Source organism: Streptomyces sp. BJ20, from assembly GCF_022869105.1.
Taxonomy (GTDB): domain Bacteria; phylum Actinomycetota; class Actinomycetes; order Streptomycetales; family Streptomycetaceae; genus Streptomyces; species Streptomyces griseoincarnatus.
In genome coordinates this window covers 6309661-6336557 of sequence record NZ_CP094918.1, presented here as the reverse complement: position 1 = coordinate 6336557, position 26897 = coordinate 6309661, and the positions used below count along the sequence as shown (strand labels likewise).

Annotated in this window: 22 protein-coding genes; 12 read left to right on the top strand and 10 right to left on the bottom strand. The window is 72.7% G+C overall.

Features of this window, described 5'->3' with window-relative positions; all coding sequences use genetic code 11:
• Nucleotide 1: 1 nt before the first annotated feature.
• The 3 genes from MTR79_RS28525 to MTR79_RS28515 are packed head-to-tail and all read right to left on the bottom strand — an operon-like array spanning nt 2 to nt 4613.
• Nucleotides 2–949, bottom strand: a complete 948-nt coding sequence (locus MTR79_RS28525) for a hydroxymethylglutaryl-CoA lyase (protein ID WP_244792258.1) — start codon at nt 947–949, stop codon at nt 2–4.
• On the bottom strand, nt 946–2970 hold the full coding sequence (locus tag MTR79_RS28520) for an acetyl-CoA carboxylase biotin carboxylase subunit (RefSeq protein ID WP_244793318.1): 2025 nt from the start codon (nt 2968–2970) through the stop codon (nt 946–948). Before MTR79_RS28520 ends, MTR79_RS28525 begins: the two co-directional genes overlap by 4 nt.
• A gap of 26 nt (nt 2971–2996) precedes the next feature.
• Nucleotides 2997–4613 carry a carboxyl transferase domain-containing protein gene (locus MTR79_RS28515; protein WP_189366527.1) on the bottom strand — a complete coding sequence of 539 codons (1617 nt, stop codon included), beginning with the start codon at nt 4611–4613 and terminating at the stop codon, nt 2997–2999.
• A gap of 87 nt (nt 4614–4700) precedes the next feature.
• Between MTR79_RS28515 and MTR79_RS28510 the strand changes: the two genes are divergently transcribed.
• From MTR79_RS28510 to MTR79_RS28495, 4 genes are all read left to right on the top strand, one after another.
• Nucleotides 4701–5303 carry a TetR/AcrR family transcriptional regulator gene (locus MTR79_RS28510; protein ID WP_086703319.1) on the top strand — a complete coding sequence of 201 codons (603 nt, stop codon included), beginning with the start codon at nt 4701–4703 and terminating at the stop codon, nt 5301–5303.
• Between the two features lie 208 nt (nt 5304–5511).
• Entirely contained in the window at nt 5512–6669 is a 1158-nt protein-coding gene (locus tag MTR79_RS28505) for an acyl-CoA dehydrogenase family protein (RefSeq protein ID WP_048457772.1), read from the top strand.
• Between the two features lie 35 nt (nt 6670–6704).
• Nucleotides 6705–7577, top strand: a complete 873-nt coding sequence (gene tesB, locus MTR79_RS28500) for an acyl-CoA thioesterase II (RefSeq protein WP_175449723.1) — start codon at nt 6705–6707, stop codon at nt 7575–7577.
• Nucleotides 7578–7632: 55 nt separating this feature from the next.
• Nucleotides 7633–8061, top strand: coding sequence for a hypothetical protein (locus MTR79_RS28495; RefSeq protein ID WP_244792257.1), 429 nt, complete (start codon nt 7633–7635; stop codon nt 8059–8061).
• On the opposite strand, the gene MTR79_RS28490 is transcribed toward MTR79_RS28495, so the two are convergent.
• Together MTR79_RS28490 and MTR79_RS28485 are read right to left on the bottom strand one after the other, a co-directional pair.
• Nucleotides 8031–8819 (bottom strand): phosphatase, encoded by a 789-nt coding sequence (locus MTR79_RS28490; RefSeq protein WP_102637865.1) that lies wholly within the window; start codon nt 8817–8819, stop codon nt 8031–8033. The genes MTR79_RS28495 and MTR79_RS28490 overlap by 31 nt on opposite strands.
• Before the next feature lie 116 nt (nt 8820–8935).
• Nucleotides 8936–10543, bottom strand: a complete 1608-nt coding sequence (locus MTR79_RS28485) for a PucR family transcriptional regulator (protein WP_244792256.1) — start codon at nt 10541–10543, stop codon at nt 8936–8938.
• A gap of 185 nt (nt 10544–10728) precedes the next feature.
• Between MTR79_RS28485 and MTR79_RS28480 the strand changes: the two genes are divergently transcribed.
• The 3 genes from MTR79_RS28480 to MTR79_RS28470 are packed head-to-tail and all read left to right on the top strand — an operon-like array spanning nt 10729 to nt 14916.
• Entirely contained in the window at nt 10729–12207 is a 1479-nt protein-coding gene (locus MTR79_RS28480; protein ID WP_244792255.1) for a sodium:solute symporter, read from the top strand.
• Nucleotides 12208–12262: 55 nt separating this feature from the next.
• The gene (gene speB / locus MTR79_RS28475; protein ID WP_033274697.1) at nt 12263–13231 is read left to right on the top strand and encodes an agmatinase; all 969 of its coding nucleotides are present in this window, start codon (nt 12263–12265) and stop codon (nt 13229–13231) included.
• On the top strand, nt 13228–14916 hold the full coding sequence (locus MTR79_RS28470) for a thiamine pyrophosphate-binding protein (protein ID WP_244792254.1): 1689 nt from the start codon (nt 13228–13230) through the stop codon (nt 14914–14916). The genes speB and MTR79_RS28470 overlap by 4 nt, the downstream gene beginning before the upstream one ends.
• Before the next feature lie 223 nt (nt 14917–15139).
• On the opposite strand, the gene MTR79_RS28465 is transcribed toward MTR79_RS28470, so the two are convergent.
• Together MTR79_RS28465 and MTR79_RS28460 are read right to left on the bottom strand one after the other, a co-directional pair.
• The gene (locus MTR79_RS28465; RefSeq protein ID WP_086703307.1) at nt 15140–15367 is read right to left on the bottom strand and encodes a DUF397 domain-containing protein; all 228 of its coding nucleotides are present in this window, start codon (nt 15365–15367) and stop codon (nt 15140–15142) included.
• Complete coding sequence (locus MTR79_RS28460) at nt 15360–16154, bottom strand: helix-turn-helix transcriptional regulator (RefSeq protein ID WP_086703333.1); 795 nt, start codon at nt 16152–16154, stop codon at nt 15360–15362. The genes MTR79_RS28465 and MTR79_RS28460 overlap by 8 nt, the downstream gene beginning before the upstream one ends.
• 193 nt (nt 16155–16347) lie before the next feature.
• Here MTR79_RS28460 and MTR79_RS28455 point away from each other — a divergent pair, with 193 nt between their 5' ends.
• The gene (locus MTR79_RS28455; protein WP_244792253.1) at nt 16348–16710 is read left to right on the top strand and encodes a hypothetical protein; all 363 of its coding nucleotides are present in this window, start codon (nt 16348–16350) and stop codon (nt 16708–16710) included.
• Complete coding sequence (locus MTR79_RS28450; RefSeq protein WP_086703304.1) at nt 16707–17075, top strand: hypothetical protein; 369 nt, start codon at nt 16707–16709, stop codon at nt 17073–17075. The genes MTR79_RS28455 and MTR79_RS28450 overlap by 4 nt, the downstream gene beginning before the upstream one ends.
• A gap of 60 nt (nt 17076–17135) precedes the next feature.
• Here MTR79_RS28450 and MTR79_RS28445 read toward each other — a convergent pair whose 3' ends face one another.
• A complete protein-coding gene (locus tag MTR79_RS28445; protein ID WP_244792252.1) occupies nt 17136–17981 on the bottom strand; it encodes an endonuclease in 846 nt (281 codons plus the stop codon).
• A 214-nt stretch (nt 17982–18195) separates the two neighbouring features.
• Here MTR79_RS28445 and MTR79_RS28440 point away from each other — a divergent pair, with 214 nt between their 5' ends.
• The 3 genes from MTR79_RS28440 to MTR79_RS28430 all read left to right on the top strand — a co-directional run bounded on the left by MTR79_RS28440 (nt 18196) and on the right by MTR79_RS28430 (nt 23943).
• Nucleotides 18196–21903 carry an ABC transporter ATP-binding protein gene (locus tag MTR79_RS28440; RefSeq protein WP_244792251.1) on the top strand — a complete coding sequence of 1236 codons (3708 nt, stop codon included), beginning with the start codon at nt 18196–18198 and terminating at the stop codon, nt 21901–21903.
• 110 nt (nt 21904–22013) lie between these two features.
• Nucleotides 22014–22403, top strand: coding sequence for a hypothetical protein (locus MTR79_RS28435; protein ID WP_086700141.1), 390 nt, complete (start codon nt 22014–22016; stop codon nt 22401–22403).
• A gap of 106 nt (nt 22404–22509) precedes the next feature.
• Entirely contained in the window at nt 22510–23943 is a 1434-nt protein-coding gene (locus MTR79_RS28430; protein ID WP_244792250.1) for a S28 family serine protease, read from the top strand.
• 13 nt (nt 23944–23956) lie between these two features.
• On the opposite strand, the gene MTR79_RS28425 is transcribed toward MTR79_RS28430, so the two are convergent.
• On the bottom strand, nt 23957–24577 hold the full coding sequence (locus tag MTR79_RS28425; protein WP_244792249.1) for a hypothetical protein: 621 nt from the start codon (nt 24575–24577) through the stop codon (nt 23957–23959).
• A gap of 214 nt (nt 24578–24791) precedes the next feature.
• A complete protein-coding gene (locus tag MTR79_RS28420; protein ID WP_244792248.1) occupies nt 24792–26636 on the bottom strand; it encodes a glycoside hydrolase family 3 protein in 1845 nt (614 codons plus the stop codon).
• Nucleotides 26637–26897: the final 261 nt, after the last annotated feature.

Sequence of the window (26897 nt, the reverse complement as noted above, 5' to 3'; positions counted from 1 at the left end):
GTCACTGCTCCTGGTGGGAGAGGGCTCGTACGGTGCGGGACGGGCTGGGTCGGCCCAGGTGGGCGGCCATCCAGACGCTTGTGGCGACCAGACGGCCGAGATCGACGCCGGTGTCGATGTCGAGGCCCCGCAGCATCCACACGAGGTCTTCGGTGGCGAGATTGCCGGTGGCGGACTTCGCGTACGGGCAGCCGCCCAGCCCGCCGGCCGAGGCGTCGACCGTGGCGACGCCCTGCTGGAGCGCGGCCAGGGTGTTGGACAGCGCCTGGCCGTAGGTGTCGTGGAAGTGCACGCCCAGCGCGGGGACGGGCACGCCCGCCTCCGTGAGCGCGGCGATCAGGGCCGTCACATGACCCGGGGTCGCCACCCCGATCGTGTCGCCGAGGCTCAGCTCGTCGCAGCCCATGTCGAGCAGCGCCCGGCACACCCGCACCACCTGGGGGGCCGGGACCGCGCCCTCCCAGGGGTCGCCGAAGCACATCGACAGATAGCCGCGCACATGGACGCCCTGCTCCTTCGCGCGGGCCACCACCGGCTCGAACATGGCCAGCGCCTCGTCCACCGTGCGGTTCAGGTTGGCCTTGGCGAAGGACTCCGTGGCGCTGGCGAACACCGCCACCCGGCGGGCGCCCAGCGCCAGTGCGCGGTCAAGGCCGCGCTCGTTGGGCACCAGCACCGGCAGCTCGACCGGCAGGTCCGAGACCGCCGGGTACAGCTCCTCGGCGTCCGCGAGCTGGGGCACCCACTTCGGGTGCACGAAGCTCGTCGCCTCGATCGTGGTCAGCCCCGTGCCGGCCAGCCGGCGGACGAACTCCGCCTTCACGGCCGTCGGCACGGTCGCCTTCTCGTTCTGCAGGCCGTCGCGGGCGCCCACCTCGTGGATCCGCACCCGCGCGGGCAGCCCCTCGGTTGGCACGGCCATGGGCAGGCCCAGCTCGCTCGCGTTCATGCCGTCTCCCCTTCCGCCGGTGCCGCGGTCTCCACGGGCGCGATGACCGCGAGCACCTGGTCCATGGCGACCGTCGTGCCCGGGGACACGTCCAGCTCCGTGACCGTGCCGGCGTGCGGGGCGGAGATGACGTGCTCCATCTTCATCGCCTCCACCACCAGCAGGCTCTGGCCCGCGTCCACCTCGTCGCCGACGGCGACCTTCACCACCGTCACCGTGCCCGGCATCGGCGCGGTCAGCGAGTCGGCGCCCGCCTGACCCGCCCGGGTGAGGGACGCGGCGACCGGGTCGTGGTCCCGCACCTGCCAGGCGTCGCCGTCCCGGCCCAGCCAGGTGCCGTCCGGCAGAGCGGCGAAGGTGTACGCGACGCCGTCGAGCGCGCAGGTGAACCGGTGCCCCTCCAGCGGCCCCGCGGACGCCCGCACCGGGGTGTCCGCGCCGGGCAGCAGCAGCTCCGTGCCGCCGTCGGCCGCGGCCCGCACCCGCACGGTCACCGGGTCGTGGCCCGCCGCCCGCAGATGGTGCGCCGTCCAGGCCCGGCCACCGCCCATCCGCCAGCCGTCGGCGGCGTCGAACGGGTCACGCCAGCCGGGTGCCGCGGCGGGTTCGAGGGCGGCCTGGCGCAGCAGCGCCGCCGCCGCGTACACCTCGGCCGGCACCTCGCCGCCGACCAGGGAGTCCGCCTCCCGCTCCACCAGACCGGTGTCCAGCTCGCCCGACACGACCGCCGGGTGCGCCAGCAGCCGCCGCAGGAAGCCCGCGTTGGTCTGCACGCCCAGTGTCACCGTCTCCGCGAGCGCCGCCCGCAGCTTGCGCAGCGCGGTCGCCCGGTCGGGGCCGTAGGCGATGACCTTGGACAGCATCGGGTCGTAGAGGCTGCCGACCTCCGTGCCCTCGGACAGCCCGGAGTCGGTGCGCACGCCGTCGCCCTGCGGCTCGCGCAGCCGCAGCACCGTGCCGCCCGAGGGCAGGAAACCGCGCGCGGGGTCCTCGGCGCACAGTCGCGCCTCCACCGCGTGCCCGGTGAGCCGTACGTCGTCCTGCCCGAACGCCAGCCGCTCGCCCGCCGCGACCCGCAACTGCCACTCCACCAGGTCGAGCCCCGTGATCAGCTCGGTGACCGGGTGCTCCACCTGGAGCCGGGTGTTCATCTCCATGAAGTAGTACGCCGACGGGTCGTCGCCCGGGACGATGAACTCGACCGTGCCCGCGCCCCGGTAGCCGCAGGAGCGGGCCGCCTGCACGGCCGCCTCGCCCATCGCGGCCCGCGTTCGGTCGTCGAGGAGGACACTGGGCGCCTCTTCGACGATCTTCTGGTGCCGCCGCTGGAGCGAGCACTCGCGCTCGCCCAGGTGCACCACGTTGCCGTGGCCGTCGGCCAGCACCTGGATCTCGATGTGCCGGGGCCGGTCGATCCACCGCTCCACCAGCAGCGTGTCGTCGCCGAAGGAGGCGCGGGCCTCACGCCGGGCGGCGGCGATCTCGTCCGCAAGACGCGTCTCGTCCCGCACCAGCCGCATGCCCTTGCCGCCGCCGCCCGCCGACGGCTTCAGCAGCACCGGCATGCCGATCTCCCGGGCCGCGTAGACGAGCTGCTCGTCCGTCAGCCCGCTGCCGCTGGAGCCGGGCACCACCGGCACCCCGGCCGCCTTCACCGTCTCCTTGGCGCGGATCTTGTCGCCCATCAGGGCGATGGCGTCCGCGGGCGGGCCGATGAACGCCAGTCCCGCCGCCTCGCAGGCCCGCGCGAACTCCGCGTTCTCCGCGAGGAAGCCGTACCCCGGGTGCACCGCACGCGCGCCGGTGCGGGCGGCAGCCTCCAGCAGCCGGTCCGCCGACAGGTAGCTCTCCGCGGTCGGCGCCGGGCCGATCCGCACCGCCGTGTCGGCCTCCCGGACGTGCCGGGCGCCCGCGTCCGCGTCGGAATACACCGCCACCGAGCGCACGCCCAGCGACCGCAGCGTGCGCACGACGCGGACGGCGATCTCGCCCCGGTTCGCCACCAGCACCGTGTCGAACATCTGATCAGTCATCGTCAGGGGTCCCCTCACATCCGGAAGACGCCGAACTGGGGGTCACCCAGGGGCGCGTTGGCGCACGCGGTCAGGGCCAGCCCCAGCACCTGCCGGGTGTCCATCGGGTCGATCACGCCGTCGTCCCAGAGGCGGGCCGTCGCGTAGTAGGCGTTCCCCTGGCGCTCGTACTGGGCGCGGACCGGGGCCTTGAAGGCCTCTTCCTCGTCCGCGGGCCAGTCCTCGCCGCGCGCCTCCAGCTGGTCCCGCTTGACGGTCGCGAGCACCGAGGCGGCCTGCTCGCCGCCCATCACCGAGATCTTGGCGTTCGGCCACATCCACAGGAAGCGGGGGGAGTAGGCCCGGCCGCACATCGAATAGTTGCCCGCGCCGTAGGAGCCGCCGACCACGACGGTCAGCTTCGGCACCCGCGTGCAGGCGACGGCCGTGACCATCTTGGCGCCGTGCTTGGCGATGCCGCCCGCCTCGTAGTCCTTGCCGACCATGAAGCCCGAGATGTTCTGCAGGAACAGCAGCGGGATGCCGCGCTGGTCGCACAGCTCGATGAAGTGGGCGCCCTTCTGGGCCGACTCGGAGAACAGGATGCCGTTGTTGGCGACGATCCCCACCGGGTGGCCGTGGATGTGCGCGAAGCCGGTGACCAGGGTCTGCCCGTACTCCGCCTTGAACTCGGCGAACCGGGAGCCGTCGGTGATCCGGGCGATGATCTCGCGGACGTCGTAGGGGGTGCGGGAGTCCACCGGCACCGCGCCGTACAGCCCCGCCGGGTCCACCTTGGGCTCGGCGACCGGCTCCACCCGCCAGGGCAGCTCGCCGCGCCCGGGCAGCGTGGAGACGATCTGGCGCACGATCCTCAGCGCGTGCGCGTCGTCCTCGGCGAGGTGGTCGGTCACCCCGGACACCCGCGAGTGGACCTCGCCGCCGCCCAGCTCCTCCGCCGTGACCACCTCGCCGGTGGCCGCCTTCACCAGCGGCGGGCCGCCGAGGAAGATCGTGCCCTGGCCCCGCACGATCACCGCCTCGTCGCTCATGGCGGGCACGTACGCGCCGCCGGCGGTGCAGGAGCCGAGCACCGCCGCGATCTGCGGGATGCCGGCGCCGGACATGCGGGCCTGGTTGTAGAAGATGCGGCCGAAGTGGTCCCGGTCCGGGAAGACCTCGTCCTGCATCGGCAGGAACGCCCCGCCGGAGTCCACCAGGTAGACGCAGGGCAGCCGGTTGTCCAGGGCCACCTCCTGCGCGCGCAGGTGCTTCTTCACGGTCATCGGGTAGTACGTGCCGCCCTTGACCGTGGCGTCGTTGGCGACGACCACGCACTCGCGGCCCGCGACCCGGCCGATCCCGGCGATCACCCCGGCCGCCGGCGCCTGCCCGTCGTACATCCCGTCGGCGGCCAGCGGGGCCAGCTCCAGGAAGGGCGAGCCGGGGTCCAGGAGGGTGTCCACCCGGTCGCGCGGGAGCAGTTTCCCGCGCGCGGTGTGACGGGCGCGCGCCCGCTCGCCGCCGCCGAACGCCGCCGCGGCCAGCTTGCCGCGCAGCTCCTCGACGAGGGCGCGGTGCGCCTCCTCGTTGGCCCGAAAGGCCTCCGACGCGGGATCAGCCGCGCTGTGAAGCTCCGGTGCCTCATGCATCCTGCGGGTCCCCTCACCTTGTTAATGAGCGTTAACGCATTTCCTCCAGGTTAACGACCGCTAACCTCCCTGTCTAGAATCGTCTTCATGGCCACCAGAACCGACGCCCCCACCCGCCGCGAGCAGATCCTCAAGGAGGCCGCGCGGCTCTTCGCCGAACGGGGCTTCCACGGGGTCGGTGTCGACGAGATAGGCGCCGCCGTCGGCATCAGCGGACCCGGGCTCTACCGGCACTTCGCGGGCAAGGACGCGATGCTGGCGGAGCTGCTCGTCGGCATCAGCGAGTCGCTGCTGACGGGTGCGAAGCGGCGGCTCGCCGAGGCGAACGGGGCGGGCGGGGTGGCTCCCGGGGCGGTCCTCGACTCGCTGATCGAGGGGCACATCGACTTCGCGCTCGACGACCGCCCGCTCATCACCCTGCACGACCGTGAGCTGGACCGCCTCCGGGACGCCGACCGCAAGCTCGTGCGCCAGCTCCAGCGGCAGTACGTCGAGCTGTGGGTGGCCGTGGTGCGCCGCCTCTACCCGGACCTCGCCGAGCCCGCGGCCCGCTCGGCGGTCCACTCGGTCTTCGGCCTCCTCAACTCCACGCCCCACCTCACCCGCCCGGGCTCCCTCCCGGACCGTGCGGGCACGGCGGAGCTGCTGCACCGGATGGCGCGGGGGGCGTTCGCGGCGGCGGGCGCCTGAGTCTCCGCGGGGCCGCCTTCAGGGCCCCCCGGAGTGACGAGCGTTACGGGGCGTCCGGTCTGGACGGCTGTGGATACTCGCCGGTACCTTGTTCTGAGCAAGCGCTTAGCCATGCGGGCCGCAGCCATCAATTGAGGAACCCCGACGGCGAGCGCCCAGGTACGCGAGAGCGGCGCCGGTTCAGGCGCAGGGATTGGGGTGGCGGACAGTGCGCCGTACGGTTTTCAACGAGGATCACGAGGCGTTCCGGGAGACCATCCGCGCCTTCATCGAGGCCGAGGTCGTCCCCGTCTACGACGAGTGGTTCGCGGCGGGCCAGGCGCCCCGCGACTTCTACTACAAGCTCGGTGAGCTGGGCATCTTCGGCATCAGCGTGCCGGAGGAGTACGGCGGCGCGGGCATGGACACCCACAAGTTCGAGGCCGTCCTCTACGAGGAGACCGCCCGCGCGGGCGTCCAGTTCGGCGGCTCCGGCGTGCACGTGCTGCTCGCCCTGCCCTACATCAAGATGCTGGCCACGGACGAGCAGAAGAAGCGCTTCCTGCCGAAGTTCGTCTCCGGCGAGGAGATGTGGGCCATCGCGATGACCGAGCCGGGCACCGGCTCCGACCTCGCGGGCATGAAGACCACCGCCAAGCTGAGCGAGGACGGCACCCACTACGTCCTCAACGGCGCCAAGACCTTCATCACCGGCGGCGTGCACGCCGACAAGGTGATCGTCTGCGCCCGCACCGCGGCCCCCACGGCCGAGGACCGCCGTCACGGCATCTCCCTGTTCGCCGTCGACACCAAGTCCGAGGGCTACTCTGTCGGCCGCAAGCTCGACAAGCTCGGCCTGAAGACCTCCGACACCGCCGAGCTGGCGTTCGTCGACGTCAAGGTCCCCGTCGAGGACCTCCTCGGCGAGGAGAACAAGGGCTTCTACTACCTCGGCCACAACCTGGCCTCCGAGCGCTGGGGCATCGCCTTCGGCGCCTACGCCCAGGCCAAGGCCGCCGTCCGGTTCGCCAAGCAGTACGTGCAGGAGCGCACCGTCTTCGGCAAGCCGGTCGCGCACTTCCAGAACACCAAGTTCGAGCTGGCCGCCTGCCAGGCCGAGGTGGACGCCGCCGAGGCCGTCGCCGACCGCGCCACCGAGGCCCTGGACGCCGGCGAGCTGACCCCCGCCGAGGCCGCCAGCGCCAAGCTGTTCTGCACCGAGGTCGCCCACCGCGTCATCGACCGCTGCCTCCAGCTGCACGGCGGCTACGGCTACATGAACGAGTACCCGATCGCCCGCCTGTACGCGGACAACCGGGTCAACCGGATCTACGGCGGCACCAGCGAGATCATGAAGTCGATCATCGCCAAGGACATGGGTCTGTAAGGTCCCGGAAATCCCTGCCGTATACAACTGATTCCATGAGTCAGGCTCTTCAGGAACTCCTCGATCTGCTCGACCTCGAGCAGATCGAGGAGAACATCTTCCGCGGCAGCTCGCGCAGCGCCGTCGTCCCCCGCGTCTTCGGCGGGCAGGTCGCGGCGCAGGCGCTGGTCGCGGCCGGGCGGACCGTCCCCGAGGACCGACCCGCCCATTCCCTGCACGCGTACTTCCTGCGCCTCGGCGACCCCGGCGCGCCGATCGTCTACACCGTCGACCGGATCCGCGACGGCCGCTCGTTCACCACCCGGCGGGTGGTCGCGGTCCAGCACGGCAAGCCGATCTTCCACCTCTCCGCGTCCTTCCAGACGTACGAGGAGGGCCTGGACCACCAGGACCCGATGCCGGCGTCCCCGGACCCGGACGCGCTCCCCACCTCGGAGGAACGCCTGCGCGGCTACGCCCACCTCGACCCCGAGGTCGTCGACCGCTTCCTCGAGGCACGCGCCGCCGTCGACCTGCGCTACGTCGACGAGCCGCCCTACGGCCGCTTCGGCGAGCCCCGCGAACCCCACTCCCAGGTGTGGTTCCGCACCAACGGCAAGCTGGCCGACGACCCTCTGCTGCACGTCGTCCTCGCCACGTACGTCTCCGACATGACGCTCCTCGACTCCGTCCTGCTCGCCCACGGGCGCGGCGGCTGGGCCGTCGGCGACGTGGTCGGCGCGTCCCTGGACCACGCGATGTGGTTCCACCGCCCGTTCCGCGCCGACGAGTGGCTGCTGTACGACCAGCAGTCCCCCTCCGCCCACGGCGGCCGGGGTCTGGGCCAGGCGCGCATCTACACCCAGGACGGCAGGCTGGCGGTCTCGGTCATCCAGGAGGGCGTGGTCCGGGTCCCGCGCGAGGACTGACGGCCCGGGTGGAAACCCCGGTGACCTCACCGGGACGGCGGCCTACGCTGCCCCGGTGGGCAAACAACAGCAGCGCAGACTGCGCACACTCGTCGTCGATGGCGCGGTCCGGCGCTGGACCGTCCGCCAGCGGGTGCTCCCCGCCTACGACGACTGCCGGCTGTCGCTGTCCTTCTTCACCGAGGGCCACCGCGCCGGGGCCGGACGCAGGCTGACCCTGGTGTTCGCGCCAGGACCGCTGCGGATCGTGTCCGACACGACGTACTTCGAGGCCGGAACGGTGGTACGGCTCCCCGACCGCGAGTACCTCAACCTCCACGAGCCCGGGACGGCCCGACGCCTGCTGCACGCGGCGGCGCCCGCCCTGGACCGCCACCCGGCCGTGCGGGACGTCGAGGTGGACGGCTGGCCGTACTTCGACCGGGTGGTGGACGGCCGTCCGGCGGCCGGGGCTCAGCTCAGCCCCGCCTCCGCCAGCAGGTAGGCCGTCATCGGGTCGTAGTGGCGGGGGCTCGTCACATGGTCGTCCAGGGGGACCGTCACCTGGACGGTGCCCTCGGCCTCCGCGAGGAACAGCGCCGGGTCGTTGCAGTCGGCGTACCCGACGGAGTCCACGCCGTACTGGCCGGCGGCGCCCGCCCAGCCGTGGTCGGCGACCACCAGGTCGGGCAGCGGTCTCCCCTCCCGCTCCAGCGCCGTGAGGATGGTCTTCATCGGGGCGCCCGAGTGGGTGTGCCACAGCGTGGCCCCGTGCTCCAGCACCGCCACGTCCGCGAACTGCATCACGTAGCCCTCCTCCGTGGTGAGCCCGTCCGGGATCACCACGATGTCGCAGCCCGCCGCCCGCAGCGCGGCCGCCGTCGCCCGGTGCACGTCCAGCAGGCCGCCCGGGTGTCCGGTCGCCAGCAGCACCCGTTGCCGGCCCTCCGCCGCTTTGCGCAGCCGCCCCGCCATCCGCTCCAGGCCGTCGACCGTCAGCTCGGGGTCGATGGTGTCCTGCCCGTACCGGTGCTCCGGGTCGTCGTTCACGCCGACCCGCTCGGCCATCACCGCGAGCACGTCCTGCTCGTCGGTCCAGCGCTCGCCGAGCTCCAGGCCGAGCCAGTAGTGCCGGTCGCCGTTCGCCAGCTTCCGGTAGTGGGAGAGGTTGTTCTCGCGCGGCGTGGCGACCTCGCCCGCGATGCGGGTGGCGACCAGGTGTTCGACGAGTTCGGCGCGGCTGGGGGTCCCGGGTATCGGCATGCGTCCATTGTGAGGCAGGGAACAGGGGGCGTCCCTGGCGTATCGCGCGCTGGGACGTGCGTCACGTACTCAGCCGGCTCCGTACGGCTACTCACGCCGTCGGCGCGAAGGGATGCTCACGTCCGCCCCAAGGCGAACCACAGCTCCATGCGGACGTCCGGGTCGTCCAGGTCCGCGTCCAGCAGGGCCGCGCAGCGGGCGATCCGCTGCCGGACCGTGTTGCGGTGGACGTCCAGGGCGACCGCCGTGCGGTCCCAGCTGCCGTGGAGGGAGAGCCAGGTGCGGAGCGTGTCGACCAGGGCCGGGGATTGCTCTATGGGGGCGAGGAGCGCGCGGGCGTGGGCGTCCGCCTCCGCCGGCGGGACCAGGTCGGTCAGCGCGGTCGGACGGTCGCCGTGGCGGAGCAGCGGGGCGCGGGTGGCGCGGGCGCGGGCCAGGGCGCGGGCGGCCTGGGTGTCGGCGGCCGGCCAGTCCCGGGGGGCCGCCGCCGCGCTGACGCCGAGCGTCCAGCCCGGCACCCGCTCCACCGCCCGCCCGTCGGGCACCAGCACCCGCACCACCTCGCCCGCCACGTCCACCAGGGACGAGCCGAGGGCGGCGCCCAGCGCGGAGGCGGTCACCGCGTCCGGCGCCGCCCGCCCGTCCGGCCTGCCGTGCACGACCCGCCACCGGTCCCCGCCGAGCAGCGGCGCCACCTCCGCGGGCGCCGCGCCCAGCAGCAGCCGTACCAGCGCGGAGGAGCGGCCGGCGCCCGAGCCGCTGTGCCGTTCGCCGGTGAGCAGCGAGAGCAGCACGGCCGCGACGGACGCGATGGTGTGGTCGCCCGCGTCCCGCTGCGGGGCGGCCGTCCCGAGCACGAACCCCTCGCCGTTGCCCAGCGCGTGCGCGACCAGCCGCACCCCGGCCACCGTGTCGGACGCGGAGGAGGGACGGGCCGCGAGGTCGGCGTGGAGGTCGCCCGGGCTGCCGGCCGGGGCGTCCGGGCCGGATCCGACCCGGTGTCCGGGCGAGGACGCGCGCGTGTGCCCGGCCGAGGGCGGGCGCGGGCCTTCGGGCGACGGCGTCCGGAGGTGTCCGGTTGACCGCGGGCGCACCACCTCGGCGAGTTTCGCCAGCGCCGTCCGCACCTCCTCGCCCGGCTCCGGCCCCGCGCCCGCGAGCCGTGTGCCCTCGGGGCCGTACAGCACCGCGTGGCCGCCCAGGCGGCGCGCGAGCTGCTGGAGGACGGAGGGGACCGGGTCGGGGCGGGCGGCGGCGGTGGCCAGGCTCTGCTGGGCCTCCGTGACCCGCCGCAGCTCGGCCGTGCGAGCCTGCGCCATCAGTTGCCACAGCGCCCGCGCCACCGCCGAGAACGTCGTCCGGGGCGGGACCTCGACGAGCGGCAGGCCGTGCATCTCACACGCTTCCACCAGCGCCCCGGGCACCGTGTCGTGCACCGGCGCGACACCGAATCCGAGGGCCGCCCCGCCCGCCGCGACGATCCGCGACACGTACGCGTCGAAGTAGCCCGCGCCCGCCCCGTCCGGGACGTGCACACCCGCCGACAGCAGCAGTTCGCCGCCCAGCAGGTACGGGTAGGGGTCGGCCATCTCCGAGGTGTGCGCCCAGTGCACCACGACCGCCGGGTCCGCGGGCCCCGCGATCCGGCGCAGGCCCAGGTCCGCGCGGGCCAGCAGCGCGTCCAGGGGGACGGGAGGGGTGGGCGGAACAGCGGGGTCCGGCATGGTGGACGTTTCCTCCATCCCAGGATGTCGATCTGGATGAAACGTACACTTCGCAGTCGCTTTTCGGCCACCTAGGGTCGGGTCACCGGCAACCCGCGGGTACGGGCGGATGTCCCCGCGCGGCGCCGGTGAGCACGATCCGTCTGCACGACACGCCACCGACAGTGCGCGAAGGAGGCCCCCGCATGGCCGTGGACTACCTGGTCATCGTCGTCTATCTGGCCGGCATGCTGGCCATGGGCTGGTGGGGCATGCGCCGCGCCAAGTCCAAGAGCGAGTTCCTGGTGGCCGGCCGGCGGCTCGGCCCCGCCATGTACTCGGGCACCATGGCCGCCATCGTCCTCGGCGGCGCGTCCACCATCGGCGGGGTGGGCCTCGGCTACCAGTACGGACTGTCCGGCGCCTGGATGGTGTTCACCATCGGGCTCGGCCTGCTCGCCCTGAGTGTCTTCTTCTCCGCCCGCATCGCCCGGCTGAAGGTCTACACCGTCTCCGAGATGCTCGACCTGCGCTACGGCGGCCGGGCCGGCGTCATCTCCGGCCTCGTCATGTGGGCGTACACCCTGATGCTCGCGGTGACCTCGACGATCGCCTACGCAACGATCTTCGACGTCCTCTTCGACATGAACCGCACCCTCGCGATCGTCCTCGGCGGCTCGATCGTCGTCGCGTACTCCACGCTCGGCGGCATGTGGTCGATCACGCTCACCGACATGGTGCAGTTCGTCGTGAAGACGATCGGCGTGCTGCTCCTGCTGCTGCCCGTCGCCGTCGTCAAGGCGGGCGGCTTCAGCGAGATGAAGGCGCAGCTGCCCACCGAGTACTTCGACCCGCTGGGCATCGGCGGCGAGACGATCTTCACCTACGTGCTGATCTACACCTTCGGCATGCTCATCGGGCAGGACATCTGGCAGCGCGTGTTCACCGCCCGCAGCGACCGCACGGCCCGCTGGGGCGGCACCGTCGCCGGCACCTACTGCCTCGCCTACGCCGTCGCCGGCGCGGTCATCGGCACCGCCGCCAAGGTGCTCTACCCGAACCTGGCCAGCGCCGACGACGCCTTCGCCACCATCGTCAAGGACGAGCTGCCCATGGGCGTGCGCGGCCTCGTGCTGGCCGCCGCCCTCGCCGCCGTGATGTCGACGTCCTCCGGCGCGCTGATCGCCTGCGCCACCGTCGCCAACAACGACATCTGGGCGCGGCTGCGCGGCATCGTCCGCACGGAGGGCGATCAGCACGACGAGGTGAAGGGCAACCGCGCCTTCATCCTGCTGATGGGCCTCGCCGTGATCGCCACCGCCATCGCCCTCAACGACGTCGTCCAGGCGCTGACCGTCGCGTACAACCTGCTGGTCGGCGGGCTGCTCGTGCCCATCCTGGGCGGGCTGCTGTGGAAGCGCGGCACCGCGCAGGGCGCCCTCGCCTCCGTCGCCGTCGGCGGCCTCGCCGTGATCGGCCTGATGGCCGCGTACGGCATCCTCGCCAACGAGCCCGTCTACTACGGCCTCCTCGCCTCCCTCGCGGCCTACGTCGCCGTCTCCCTCGCCACCCGCCCGACCGACGCGGCCGTCCTCGCCGCCTGGCGCGAGCGTCTCGCCGGACGCGCCCCCGAGCCGGGCACGTCGTCCGAAACCGTGTCCGAACAGGTCCCGGCCGCCCAGTAGCATCGTGGGCAGTCCGCACATACGCGACGAAGCGTAGGAAAGAGAGCAGTCCTTCATGAGCAGCAACGAGACGCCCCGCGGCCCCGTCGACTCCTCCCGCGTGCCGCGCTACGCCGGCCCCGCGACCTTCGCCCGGCTGCCCCGCCTCGACGAGGTGGGCCGCGCCGACGTCGCCGTCGTGGGCGTGCCGTTCGACTCCGGCGTCTCGTACCGGCCGGGCGCCCGCTTCGGCGGCAACGCCATCCGTGAGGCGTCCCGGCTGCTGCGCCCCTACAACCCCGCGCAGGACGCCTCCCCCTTCGCCCTCGCGCAGGTCGCGGACGGCGGCGACATCGCGGTCAACCCGTTCAACATCAACGAGGCCGTCGAGACGATAGAGGCCGCCGCCGACGACCTCCTCGGCACCGGCGCCCGCCTGATGACCCTCGGCGGCGACCACACCATCGCGCTGCCGCTCCTCAGGAGCGTCGCGAAGAAGCACGGCCCGGTCGCGCTGCTGCACTTCGACGCGCACCTCGACACCTGGGACACCTACTTCGGCGCCGAGTACACCCACGGCACGCCGTTCCGCCGGGCCGTCGAGGAGGGCATCCTCGACACCGAGGCCCTCTCGCACGTCGGCACCCGCGGCCCGCTCTACGGCAAGCAGGACCTCACCGACGACGAGAAGATGGGCTTCGGCATCGTCACCTCCGCGGACGTCTACCGCCGCGGCGCCGACGAGGTCGCCGACCAGCTCCGGCAGCGCATCGGCGACCGCCCGCTGTACATCTCCATCGACATCGACTGCCTCGACCCCGCCCACGCGCCCGGCACCGGCACGCCCGAGGCGGGCGGCATGACCTCCCGCGAGCTGCTGGAGATCCTGCGCGGCCTCGCCTCCTGCAACCTGGTCTCCGCCGACGTCGTCGAGGTGGCGCCCGCGTACGACCACGCCGAGATCACCTCGGTCGCCGCGTCCCACACGGCGTACGAACTGACCACGATCATGTCCCGCCAGATCGCGGAGGCCCGCGCCAAGTGACACACGACCACGACCTGGAGCTCCGTCCGACCGCCGCCCAGACGGAGGCGGCGCTGAACCCCCCGCCCGGCCGCACCGGCGGAGACCTGGTCGTGGAGACCCTGGCCGGGCTCGGCGCGACCACCGTCTTCGGCCTGCCCGGCCAGCACGCCCTCGGCATGTTCGACGCGCTGCGCCGCTCCGACCTGCGCTACATCGGCCTGCGCGTGGAGAACAACGCGGGCTTCGCGGCGGACGCGTACGGCCGGATCACCGGCGAGGCGGCCCCGCTGCTGCTGTCCACAGGACCCGGCGCCCTCACCTCGCTGGCCGCGCTCCAGGAGGCGGCGGCCGCGTCCGCGCCGGTGCTGGCGATCAGCAGCCAGGTGCCGACCGCCGGCCTCGGCGGCGGACGCCACGGCTATCTGCACGAACTCCCCGACCAGTCCGCCTCGTTCCGGGGCGTCGTGAAGTCCGTGCACACGGTCCGCACCGCCTCCCAGATCCCGTCGGCGATCGCGGAGGCGTGGAAGTCCGCGCTCACCGTCCCGCACGGGCCCGTGTGGGTGGAGATCCCGCAGGACGTGCTGCTCGCCGAGACGATGCTGCCGGTGGTGACGGCGATGGACGCCACCCCGGACGAGCTGCCCCCGCGCCCCGAACTGACCGCGCTGGCCGCGCACCTGCTGTCCGGCGCGGAACGCCCCGCGATCGTCGCGGGCGGGGGAGTGATCCGCTCGGACGCCTCCGGAAAGCTGCGGCAGCTCGCGGAACGCCTCCAGGCGCCGGTGGTGACCACCCCCGGTGGCAAGGGCGCCTTCCCGTGGACCCACCCGCTGTCCCTCCAGTCCTGGATCGAGGACCGCCACACCACCGACTTCCTCGAGGACGCGGACGTCCTGCTCGTCGTCGGCTCCGGACTCGGCGAACTCTCCTCGAACTACCACACGTTCAAGCCGCGCGGCCGGGTCGTCCAGATCGAGGCCGACCTCGGCAAGCTGGAGTCCAACCACCCCGGCATCGGCGTCCACGCGGACGCCCGCCTCGCCCTCCAGGCGCTCCTGGAGACCGTCGAGCCGCGCGCGGACGAGACCGCCCCCGCGCGGGTGCGGGAGCTGCTGGACCGGGTGCGGGCCCGTATCGACGGGCAGGACCTGGCGCTGGAGCAGCAGGTGCTGACGGCCGTGCGGCGCGCCCTGCCGACCGGTTCGCCGTCCTTCTGGGACATGACGATCCTCGCCTACTGGGCGTGGTCCGCGTTCGACGCGATGGGCCCCAACCACCTGCACTCGGCGCAGGGCGCCGGCGGCCTCGGCTACGGCTTCCCCGCCGCCCTCGGCGCGGCCGTCGCCGACCCCACGCGTCCGGTGCTGGCGGTCTCCGGCGACGGCGGCGCGCTGTACTCGATCGCCGAGCTGGCCACGGCCCGCCAGTACGACCTGGACGTCACCTGGCTGATCGTCGACGACGGCGGCTACGGCATCCTGCGCGAGTACATGACGGACGCCTTCGGCGAGCCCACGGCGACGGAGCTGACCCGCCCGGACTACGTGGCCCTCGCCGAGTCCTTCGGCGTCCCGGGCCTGCGCACCAGCCCGGACATCTTGGAGGAGGACCTCGCCAAGTCCCTCTCCACCCCGGGCCCGTCGGTGGTCGTCCTCCCGGCGGTGCTCCGCATGTTCGCGCCGACGCACCTGGGGAGCTGAGGCGCGGGCTCCTGCGAGATCGCCCGCAGCCACGCGGAGGGCGGTGGTGTCCGGTCCGGGGCAGCAGGCGCCCGGGCCCACCCCGTCGATCCGGCCGCCGAAGGCGCCCGGGTCCACAGGCCGTGGAAGCGGGGCGGTTCTCAAGGCCTCGGGCTCCCCGGCCAGGCCGCTGACGTGTGCGGCCACGATTCTGAGCACGGAGAGGGACCGCGGTGGGGAGCGGTCAGGCGGAGACGGAGAGGCTTCCGTCCTTGACCGCGGTGACGAACGGCGTCCAGCCGGCCGGCCGGAAGAGCAGCGCGGGGCCCTCAGGGGCCTTGGAGTCGCGGACAGGGACACCTGTGGGGTGGTCGTCCAGGACCTCCAGGCAGCTGCCGCCCTGGTCGTTGCTGTAGGAGGACTTTCGCCAGCCCTCCAGTGCTCCTGCGTTCGGTATCGCTCGGTCAGCCATGATGTCCGTAGTCCCTCGCTGTTGCCCTGAGCAGAGCCAGTGATTCCTTGAGCGGCAGCGCGTTGCCCAGTGCGAAATCGTAGCGATGCTGCAGTTCCTGAACGACTGATGGGCTGTCGTGGATCTTCCCCATGTACAGGCCCTCCCCGTAGGCCACGGGCGGCTGATCCTCGAACCACATCAGCGTGAGCATGTTGCTCAGGAGGGGATGCATGCCCAACGTGAACGGCAGAAGGTGAAGCTGGATCCGCTCGGCCTCGGCGAGTCTGACGAGGTGGTTGATCTGCTCCGCCATGACGTCCGGGCCGCCGATCCGGCGTCGTAGCACCGCTTCATCGAGGAGCGCCCACACTACGGGTGTCACTGGGTCGGCAAGGATTTTCGCGCGCTCCAGGCGTGTGACAAGGCGTCTGTCACGCTCCTGTTCACTCGCCGGAGGGAACGGCATGCTCAGAACCGCACGTGCGTACCTTTCCGTCTGGAGGATGCCGGGAACGAACGACAGGGCGAACTCCCTGATCATCGTCGCCTGCTGTTCGAGCTGACGGGCCGCCTCGAAGTACCCCGCGACAGCGGCGTCCTCGTCCGGCAGGAAGCTGCTCAGCACATCGCCCGTGTTCAGCGCCCTGTCGAGGCGTCTCGCGTCCTCCTTGGACGGGGTGCGCCGGCCCGCCTCGATGTGTGCGATGTGCGAACGCGTCATGACGGCGGCTGTCGCCAGCTCCTGCTGTGTCAGCCCCGCCGCCTCGCGCTGCGTCTTCAACCACTCCCCATAGATGTTGCTCAACGTCAACTCCCGTGTGACAGATGCGTTGTCACATCCGACCCTCTGGCGAGCCTAGCCCGACCCGTCTCACTCTGTGAGTGGATCGCTACACAGCGACGTCCATGCACATCAACCTGCCTCGGGCACGGAAGACCCCCGCGACCGCTACCGACGGCCCGGGGGCATGGCCCTCAACCGCAACGGAGTTGAAGACGTGTTGCACCGTATCGCCTGTCTCCTCGAGCCGCTGCTGCGGCTCCTGTGGCCCGCCTCCGGGTGCCACCGGCACGGAAACCGGCACCGCGCCGGGGGAGCGGCGCCGGTCCCCGAGCCGGCCGCCCCCGTCGCACCCGGTCGCCGCCCTTCCCCGCACGAGGCCCCCCTCCGCGGCGAGGACTCCCGGCTCGTCCGCCCCTACCTCCTCGCCCGTGAACGACGTGCGCAGGCCAGGCAGCAGCGCGCCCGGCGCCGGACCCTCTGGCTCGCCGTGCACGGCATCGACGTAGGGCCACGGCGTATCCACGGTGTCGACGTCGGCTCCCGCCGCGTGCGGGGCAGCGAGGTGACCGCCGCGTGATCCACGAGAGCCGAGACGTCACCGCCACCCCGGCGACCCGGCCCCGCCTCCTCCCCTGGTCCAACCTCGACGGCAACCCCTGCTACCTCGTCACCGACGACACCGGCACCGGTCGTCTCTCGCGCCTCGCCGACGAGATCGAAGCCGTCCAGCTCGGCATGGCGGACGACCTTCTCGGCCACGCCGTCGACCTCCTGGGCGACACCAGGGCCACCGCGCCCCAGCTCCGTTACCTCGCCGCCTGCCTGGCCGAGGCGCTCCACGACGTGCACCGCATCGCCCGCAGCAGGGGAGCGCGTCTCCCCGTGCCCCCCGGCGACGAGGAAGACCTGGACGCCGTACCGGAAGGGGGCCCGGGCAACTGACCCACCGCTGGGGCGGGCCGGCCGCCCTCTCCGTCTGAGGGAGGCCGGCCGAGGTGAGGCCTACCAGATCGACTCGACCCACTCCGGGTGGTCGATGAACGGGTTGCGGTTGTGCTGGTACGACTCGAAGATCACGTCGTTGCGGCGCTGCTCGAAGGAGTCCGGCGGGTCCTGCTCGTGCCACTCCTTGAGCACGGAGAGCTTGCCGATGTACGGGGCGGAGCCGTTGCTCACGCTGTTGTTGGGCTCCAGGTCGGGCCAGCCGTCGGTGCCCTCGTAGCGGACCGCCATGTAGAGGATCATGCGGGCCACGTCGCCCTTGACGGCGTCGCGGGGCTCGAAGGAGTCGGAGTCGGTGAGGCTGCCGCCGCCGTTGGTGACGGCGCTGCCGCCGTTGTCGAAGTCCTTGTTGCCGCGGATGCTGTTGACCTGGACGTCCGACGGGCGCAGATGGTGGATGTCGGTGCCGGGGCCGGTGGAGGTGCCGAAGTCGCCGTGGGACTTGGCCCAGACGTGCTCGCGGTTCCAGTCGCCCACGTCACCGCCGTTGAGCGACTTGCTGCGGGAGGCGCCGGAGTACAGCAGGATCACGTTCCCGCTGTTCGACGGGTCCTCGTCGGTCTCCTTCAGGGCGTTCCAGACGGCCGAGTACGAGAGCTTCGTCTGGTCGCTGATGATCGAGTGGAGGGCGGACTTGAGGGCCTCGCCGGTCTTGCCCTCGGCGCCCTCGTAGTAGTCGGCGTAGGCGGTCACCGCGGCCACGCGGCCCTGGGCGGCGGGTGCCTCGTGGGCGGGGGCCGAGGCGCCGGCGGTGGCGGGGGTCAGGGCGGGGACGGCGAGTCCGGCGAGGACGGCGGCGCTCGCCAGCGCCACCGCCTTCCGGCGGCGTATGCGCACAGCAGGCATGTGGGGTGTCCGATCTACGCGGGTTGCACAAGGGAGATACCCGAGAGAGTGGCATGGACATGCAGTCAAGCGCGTGGAGACAGCGTGTCGATTGCGTGACGGGAATCCGACGCCGCGTAGAGAGCGCGCACCCCCGGAATATTGCGGAGGGATGAAATCCGCTTCCGGCGGCGTTGGTGCCTTGCGGAAGATCAGGACGATCGGAGGACACCGCGTGACAGCGCAACGGGGATGGGCACGACGACTGGCCGCCTACGCGTGGCGGCACCCCAGGAACGTCGTCCTGGCCCTCGGCTCCTCCCTCGCCGGCATGGCCGTGATGGCCCTGGTGCCGCTGATCACCAAGGTGATCATCGACGACGTGATCGGCGACAAGACCCGTGACATGGGCACCTGGGCCGGCCTGCTGGTCGGCGCCGCCCTCGCCGTCTACGTCCTCACCTACATCCGCCGCTACTACGGCGGAAAGCTCGCCCTCGACGTCCAGCACGACCTGCGCACCGAGATGTTCGGGTCGATCGCCCGGCTCGACGGCAGACGCCAGGACGAGCTGTCCACCGGGCAGGTCGTCGGCCGTGCGACCAGCGACCTCCAGCTCATCCAGGGCCTGCTCTTCATGCTGCCGATGACCATCGGCAACCTGCTGCTGTTCGTGATCTCCCTGGTGATCATGGCGTCGCTGTCCCTGCCGCTCACCGCGATCGCTCTCGCCGTGGCGCCCGCCCTGTGGTGGATCGCCAAGCGCAGCCGCACCCGGCTGCACCCCTCCACCTGGTACGCCCAGGCGCAGGCCGGCGCCGTCGCGGGGGTGGTCGACGGCGCGGTCAGCGGCGTCCGCGTGGTCAAGGGCTTCGGCCAGGAGGACCAGGAGACCGGCAAGCTCCGCGAGGTCGGCCGCAGGCTGTTCGCGGGACGCCTGCGCACCATCAAGCTGAACTCCCGCTACACCCCCGCCCTCCAGTCCGTGCCCGCCCTCGGACAGGTCGCGATGCTCGCCGTCGGCGGCTGGCTCGCGGTCCGCGGCCACATCACGCTGGGCACCTTCGTCGCCTTCTCCACCTACCTCGCCCAGCTCGTCGGACCGGTCCGGATGCTCGCCGTCGTCCTCACCGTCGCCCAGCAGGCCCGCGCCGGCACCGAGCGGGTCCTCGACCTGATCGACACCGAGCCGACCCTCACCGACGGCACCAAGGCCCTGCCCCCGGACGCCCCGGCGACCGTCGAGTTCGACGACGTCGCCTTCGGCTACGACCCCGAGCGGCCGGTGCTCGACGGCCTGTCCTTCGAGATCCGCCCCGGCGAGACCCTCGCCGTGGTCGGCGCCTCCGGCTCCGGCAAGTCCACCGTCTCCCTGCTGCTCCCGCGCTTCTACGACGTCACCCGCGGCGCCGTCCTCGTCGGCGGGCACGACGTGCGCGAGCTGACCACCGAGTCGCTGCGCGCCGCCATCGGCCTGGTCCCGGAGGACTCCTTCCTGTTCTCCGACACCGTCCGCAACAACATCGCGTACGGCCGCCCCGACGCCACCGACGAGCAGATCCGGGCCGCCGCCCGCGCCGCCCAGGCCGACCGCTTCATCGACGAGCTGCCCGACGGCTACGACACCACCGTCGGCGAGCACGGCCTGACCCTCTCCGGCGGACAGCGCCAGCGCGTCGCCCTGGCCCGCGCCATCCTCACCGACCCGCGCCTGCTCGTCCTGGACGACGCGACCTCCGCCGTGGACGCCCGCGTCGAGCACGAGATCCACGAGGCGCTGAAGAGCGTCATGCGGGGCCGCACGACGCTGCTGATCGCCCACCGCCGCTCCACCCTGAACCTCGCCGACCGCATCGCCGTCCTCGAGAACGGCCGCCTCGCCGCCATCGGCACCCATGACGAGCTCCAGCGCCGCTCCCCGCTGTACCGGCGGCTGCTCACCGACCCCGACGAGCTGGGCGCCGTCTCCCCGGGCCACACCCCGCCCGCCGGGCCGGTCGAGGAGGACACCTCCGTCCGCGCCGAACTGGACGCCGAGTTCGACGCCGAGCGGGGCGTCACCCCCCGCCTGTGGACCGGTGACCGCGAGCCCAGGGACACCGCCCTCGACGGCGCCCCCGCCACCCCGGAACTGCTGGAGCAGGTCGCCAAGCTGCCCCCGGCCGACGACGTGCCGGACGTCGACGAGGCCCGCGCCGTCCGCCCCGAGGACTCCTACGGCCTGCGCCGCCTGCTGCAGGGCTTCCGCACGCCCCTGCTGATCAGCCTCGCCCTGGTCGCCGTGGACGCCGGGATGGGCCTGCTGCTGCCGATCCTGATCCGGCACGGCATCGACGAGGGCGTCACCCGCGCCGCCCAGACCGCGGTCTGGGCCGCCGCCCTGCTGGGCCTGCTCACCGTGCTCGCCCAGTGGGCGGCGCAGACCGGCGAGATCCGCATGACCGGACGCACCGGCGAACGCGTCCTGTACACGCTGCGGCTGAAGATCTTCGCCCAGCTCCAGCGGCTCGGCCTCGACTTCTACGAGCGCGAGCTGACCGGCCGGATCATGACCCGGATGACCACGGACGTGGACGCGCTGTCCACGTTCCTCCAGACCGGCCTGGTCACCGCTTTCGTCTCGGTGGTCACCTTCTTCGGCATCATGGTCGCCCTGCTGGCGCTCGACATCGGCCTCGCCCTCGTCGTCTTCGCCTCCCTGCCCCTCCTGGTCGTCGCCACGTACTTCTTCCGCCGGGCCAGCGTGAAGGCGTACGAGCTGGCGCGGGAGCGGGTGTCGGTGGTCAACGCCGACCTCCAGGAGTCCGTCGCCGGGCTGCGGATCGTGCAGGCCTTCCGCCGTGAGGGGGACGGCGCCCGCCGGTTCGCCGAGCGCAGCGCCGCCTACCGCAGCGCCCGTATCCGCGGCCAGTGGCTGATCTCCGTGTACTTCCCGTTCGTGCAGCTGCTGTCCTCGGTCGCCGCGGCGGCGGTGCTCGTGGTCGGCGGCGGCCGGGTCGACGACGGCACGCTCGCCATCGGCTCCCTGGTCGCCTACCTGCTCTACATCGACCTGTTCTTCGCGCCCGTGCAGCAGCTCTCCCAGGTCTTCGACGGCTACCAGCAGGCGTCCGTCTCCCTCGGCCGGATCCAGGAGCTGCTGCGCGAGCCGACCTCCACCAAGGCCCCCGAGAAGCCGCTCCCGGTGACCTCCCTGCGCGGCGAGATCGCCTTCGAGGACGTGCACTTCTCCTACGGCGACGGCGAGGAGGCCCTCAGCGCGGTCGACCTGACCGTCCCGGCCGGGCAGACCGTCGCGTTCGTCGGCGAGACCGGCGCCGGCAAGTCCACCCTGGTCAAGCTGGTCGCCCGGTTCTACGACCCCACCTCCGGGCGGGTCACCGTCGACGGCACCGACCTGCGCGACCTGGACCTCACCGCGTACCGGCACCGGCTGGGCGTCGTACCGCAGGAGGCGTACCTCTTCCCCGGCACCGTCCGCGACGCCATCGCCTACGGCCGCCCCGACGCCACCGACGCCGAGGTGGAGGCCGCGGCCCGCGCGGTCGGCGCGCACGAGATGATCGCCACCCTCGACGGCGGCTACCTCCACGAGGTCGCCGAGCGCGGCCGCAACCTGTCGGCGGGCCAGCGCCAGCTGATCGCGCTCGCCCGCGCCGAACTCGTCGACCCGGACGTGCTGCTGCTCGACGAGGCCACCGCCGCCCTCGACCTCGCCACCGAGGCGCAGGTCAACGCGGCCACCGACCGCCTCGCCGGCCGCCGCACCACGCTGGTGGTCGCCCACCGGCTGACCACCGCCGCCCGCGCCGACCGGGTGGTCGTCATGGACCACGGCCGCGTCGCCGAGGACGGCACCCACGAGGAACTGCTGCGCAAGGGCGGCCGGTACGCCGCGCTGTGGCGGACGTTCGTCGGCGAGGACGTCCCCGCACCGGCCTGATCCGGCCGTACGCCACCGGCGCACACCGGCTCGCGCAACCGTGCGACCTACGCCGTGCGTCCGTACACGCGTACGCCGTCGTACGGCGGGCGCGGTACGGGAGGACGACTGTGGGCAGTGGAGCGATACACCGGCGGCTCGCGCCGGTCCTTGCGGTGCTGACCGCGTCGGGGCTGCTCGCCCTGGCGGCGCCGGCCCAGGAGGCGGAGGCGGCCGCGCTGTGCCCCGGACGCAAGGTGCGGACCCTGCCGTTCTCCACCGGGTCGGTGCTCGTCTACAAGCGCGGCGGATACGTCTGCGCCGTCACCGTCGCCAAGAAGCAGGGCGTGAAGCGGAAGATGGCGGTGAGCGTGCGGGCGCGCGGCGGACGGCCCGTGGTCGACGAGGGGCAGTTCGCGTACCACGCGGGCCCGGTGACCGTGCACGCCGGACGCCGCTGCGTCTGGGTCACCGGCCGGGTCGGGGCGGACTCCGTCAGCTCCGGCTGGATCCTCTGCTGAGCCCTCCACTTCGCGGACGTGCACAGGGTTTTCCCTATGTCCCCTGGTGCGGTGACGAGTTGGTCGAGTAGCTTCCGGCGCACATCTGTCTCACAGGGGAGTGCGCATGCGCAAGGCGCTCAGATGGCTGCTGGCGCTCACGGTGCTCATAGGCACACTGGGCACGGCCGGGGCGGCCACCGCCGCCGAGCCGGACGCCACCGGCACCACTGACATCAAGGAGAGGCTGCTCGAGATCCCGGGCATGAGCCTCATCGAGGAGAAGCCGTACACCGGGTACCGCTTCTTCGTCCTGAACTACACGCAGCCGGTCGACCACCGCAGGCCCGGCAAGGGCACGTTCCAGCAGCGGATCACCGTGCTGCACAAGGACACCGCGCGGCCCACCGTCTTCTACACCGGCGGCTACAGCGTCTCCACGACGCCCCGCCGCGCCGAGCCGACCCAGATCGTGGACGGCAACCAGGTCTCCATGGAGTACCGCTTCTTCACCCCGTCCCGGCCCGAGCCGGCCGACTGGAGCAAGCTGGACATCTGGCAGGCCGCCAGCGACCAGCACCGCATCTTCACCGCGCTGAAGAAGATCTACAACGAGAACTGGCTCTCCACGGGCGGCTCCAAGGGCGGCATGACCGCCACCTACTACGAGCGCTTCTACCCGAAGGACATGGACGGCGTCGTCGCCTACGTCGCCCCCAACGACGTGGTGAACAAGGAGGACTCGGCCTACGACCGCTTCTTCCGCACCGTCGGCACCAAGGAGTGCCGCGACCGGCTGAACGGCGTGCAGCGCGAGGCGCTGGTGCGCCGGGAGCCGCTGAAGGAGAAGTACGAGGCGCTCGCCGCCGAGAACGGCTACACCTTCGACACCATCGGCAGCCTGGACCGCGCCTACGAGGCGGTCGTCCTGGACTACGTCTGGGGCTTCTGGCAGTACAGCACCGTCGCCGACTGCCAGGGCATCCCGGCGGACGCCAAGAACGCCACCGACGACGAGATCTGGAACTCCGTCGACACCATCTCCGGCTTCTCGTTCTACACGGACCAGGGCCTGAGCCCGTACACGCCGTACTACTACCAGGCCGGCACCCAGCTGGGCGCGCCGACCATCCACTTCCCGCACATCGAGAAGAAGTACGTCCGCTACGGCTACCAGCCGCCGCGCAACTTCGTGCCCCGTTCGATCGACATGAAGTTCGAGCCGTGGGTGATGCGCAGCGTCGACACCTGGGTCCGTCACAACGCCCGGCAGATGCTGTTCGTGTACGGCGAGAACGACCCGTGGGGCGCCGAGCCGTTCCGCCTCGGCAAGGGCGCGCGCGACTCGTACGTCCTCACCGCGCCCGGCATGAACCACGGCGCGAACGTGGCCGGCCTGGTCGAGAAGGAGAAGGCGCTGGCCACGGCCCGCATCCTGGAGTGGGCGGGCGTCGCCCCGAACGCCGTCCAGGCGGACCCGGCGGCCGCGAAGCCGCTGGCGAAGTTCGACGCGAAGCTCGACAAGCGGGACGTCGAGCCGCGGCACGCGCTGCGTCCGTGAATCCCGGGCGGGGTCACACCGGGACGGCGCAGCCCACCGGTGAGGCCCCGCCCAGCCGCACGTAGAGGGCCGTGGACGCCGGGCAGCCGGACCGGGCGTCCACGGCCTTCGTCACCTTGAACTCCGGCCTCCTGGGCCCGCTTCCGTCGCAGGCCGTCTCCCGTACCCTGCCGCCGTCGAGGGCGTACACGCAGTCGCCGACGACGGTCCGCGGACCGCCCCCGCCGCCCGGGTCGCCCGGGTGCGGCGGCTGGAGGCTCCGCATGCAGGCGTGGCCGCGCGGCACCATCCCGTCGCCGTCCTCGTCGGCGGCGGGCCACTGCTCGCTGATGTGCAGCACGAAGTCGGTGGTGGGCGGGCACGGCGGGCCGTCGCGCGTGGTGCCGTCGTGCCGGGCCACCACCCGGGCCGCCGCGCGCTCGCTCCGGCAGGACACCTCGGTGAAGCTGGTGCGCCCGAAGGAGCTGCACTCGCCGACGTCGAGGAACACCGCCCCGTACCCCGACGGCCGCACCGGCGACGCCACGGCCGCCGTCCCGCCCGCCGCGTCCGGCGGCGCCTCCCGGCACCCGACGAGCAACACCACCCCCGCCAGGGCCCACACGGCCCCCGGCCCCCATCCGCGCACCCGCATCGTCGTCCCCCCGGAAGATCCCCGCCACCAGCCTGACCTCCCGCCGCCCGGACACGCCAGACAAGTGGGGTCGTTTGCGCATATGGGGTGTGATGGGTCGGCCGGGTGTCGTAGGAGGGTTACGCCCGGCCGGGGAGACGCCGTGACCGCGGGTGACCAGGGCGCCTCGCCCGGACCGTCCAGGGATCATGGTCCGGACGAGGCATGCCGGGTGTCAGTACGTCAGCCCGTGCCCCACCGGGTACAGGACCGCCGTCGGGTCGTCGGCGCGCTGGACCGGGACCGGGAGCGTGCCGCGCGGGCGGACCGTGCCGGCGATCGCGCGGGCCGCCGCGCGCACCTCGACGTCGGTCCAGGAGTACGACGCGAGGAACGCCTTCACACCGGGCAAGTGGGCCACGTCGTAGGGGTTGCGGATCGCCACAGCGACGACCGGCTTCCCGGTCGCCAGCAGCTGCTCGACGAGCGTCTTCTGGTTGCTGGACGCGGTGACGTTGTACGTCCCGACGACCACCGCGTCCGCGTCCCGCGCGGCCGCCACGGCCTTGGCGACGGTCGCCGCGGAGGGCGCCGTGCCGGTGGACAGGGCGGTCGCGGTGAAGCCCAGCTCCGTCAGGGCGTCCGCGAGCACCCCGGTGGGCGGGCCCGTGGTGCCGGACGGGGACGCCGGGTCGGCGCCGACCACCAGCACCTTGGGTGTGCGGCGGCGGGACAGCGGCAGCAGACCGCCCTCGTTGACCAGCAGGGTCGTTCCGTGCTCGGCGATCCGGTCGGCGGCGGCCAGGTGCGACCGGGTGCCGACGGCCCGGTCCACGCCCGCGTGGCTGACGTACGGGTCGTCGAAGAGGCCCAGACGGGCCTTCAGGCGCAGCACACGCAGGATCGAGGCGTCGAGGCGCGCCTCCGTCAGCTCGCCGTCCCGCACCGCCTGGAGCACCGCGTTCCACGCGACGTCCAGGGACGGCGGGTTGAGCAGCTGGTCGACGCCCGCCTTCAGCGCCAGCACCGGCACCCGGTCGTCGCCGTACTTGGTGCGGACGCCCTCCATGCCGAGGGAGTCGGTCACCACGACGCCGTCGTAGCCCAGCTCCTCGCGCAGGATGCCGGTGAGGATCGGGTGGGACAGCGTGGCCGGGTCCTCGGCGGCGTCGAGCGCCGGGACGACGATGTGCGCGGTCATGATCGAGTCGATGCCCGCGGCGATCGCCGCCCGGAACGGCGGCGCGTCCAGCTCCTCCCACTGCTCGCGGGTGTGATGGATCCACGGCAGGTCCTCGTGGCTGTCCGTGATCGTGTCGCCGTGCCCGGGGAAGTGCTTGGCGGTGGCCGCCAGGCCGGACGACTCGTAGCCCTTCACCTCCGCCGCGACCAGCTCGGCGACCGCGTGCGGGTCGGAGCCGAAGGAGCGCACGCCGATGACCGGGTTGGCCGGGTCGACGTTCACGTCGGCCACGGGGGAGTAGTTCTGACGGATGCCCAGGGCGCGCAGTTCACGGCCCGCGATCCGGCCCAGGTTGCGCGCGTCGGAGCGGGAGCCGCCCGCGCCGACGTTCATCGCGCCCGGCATCAGCGTCGCGGGCTCGCCCACGCGTGCCACGATGCCGTGCTCCTGGTCGGTCGAGATCAGCACGGGCAGACCGCGCGGCAGACCGAGGGACGCCTTCTGGATGCCGTTGGACAGGTCGGCGATCTGGTGCGGGTCGCGGGTGTTGTGCGCCCAGGCGAAGTAGATGATGCCGCCGACCCGGTACTTGGCGACCAGCTCGGCGGCCGTGCGCACCCCGATCTCGGACAGGTTGGCGTCGACGTCGGCCTGGTCCGGGTCGGTGGCGGAGTGGCCGTAGACCCGCATCACGAAGAGCTGGCCGACCTTCTCCTCCAGCGTCATACGGGAGATGAGGGCGCGCAGCTTGCGGTCGTCGGGACGGTGCGCGCCGGTGGCCGCGTGGACCGTGCCGCCGGCCGCCAGGACGGAGGTGACGCCTGCCGTCGCGGCAAGGACGGTACGTCTGGACGGACGGGCGGTGCTTGCCGTGGATCCGGGGCTGCTGTCGGGCACGTGCGCTCCTTTGGGAGGTGATCCGCGGGGGACCGGGGATCCGCTGAAGGAAACTGCCAGGAGGCCACGAATATCCGGGAAGTTTCTGCCAGTCAAGGGCGTGTGCAGCATCCGGAGGGGGCCGAGGGGGCCGTCGTCGGCGCGGCGGGAGGGGGCGGCGCCGACGACGGCGGGCCGCCGGCCGGGGCGCGGCGCCGAGGGGGGACGGCGGCCGCGGCCGGCGCGAGGGGCCGGCACGGTCTTCCCGGGGGTTCGCCCGGC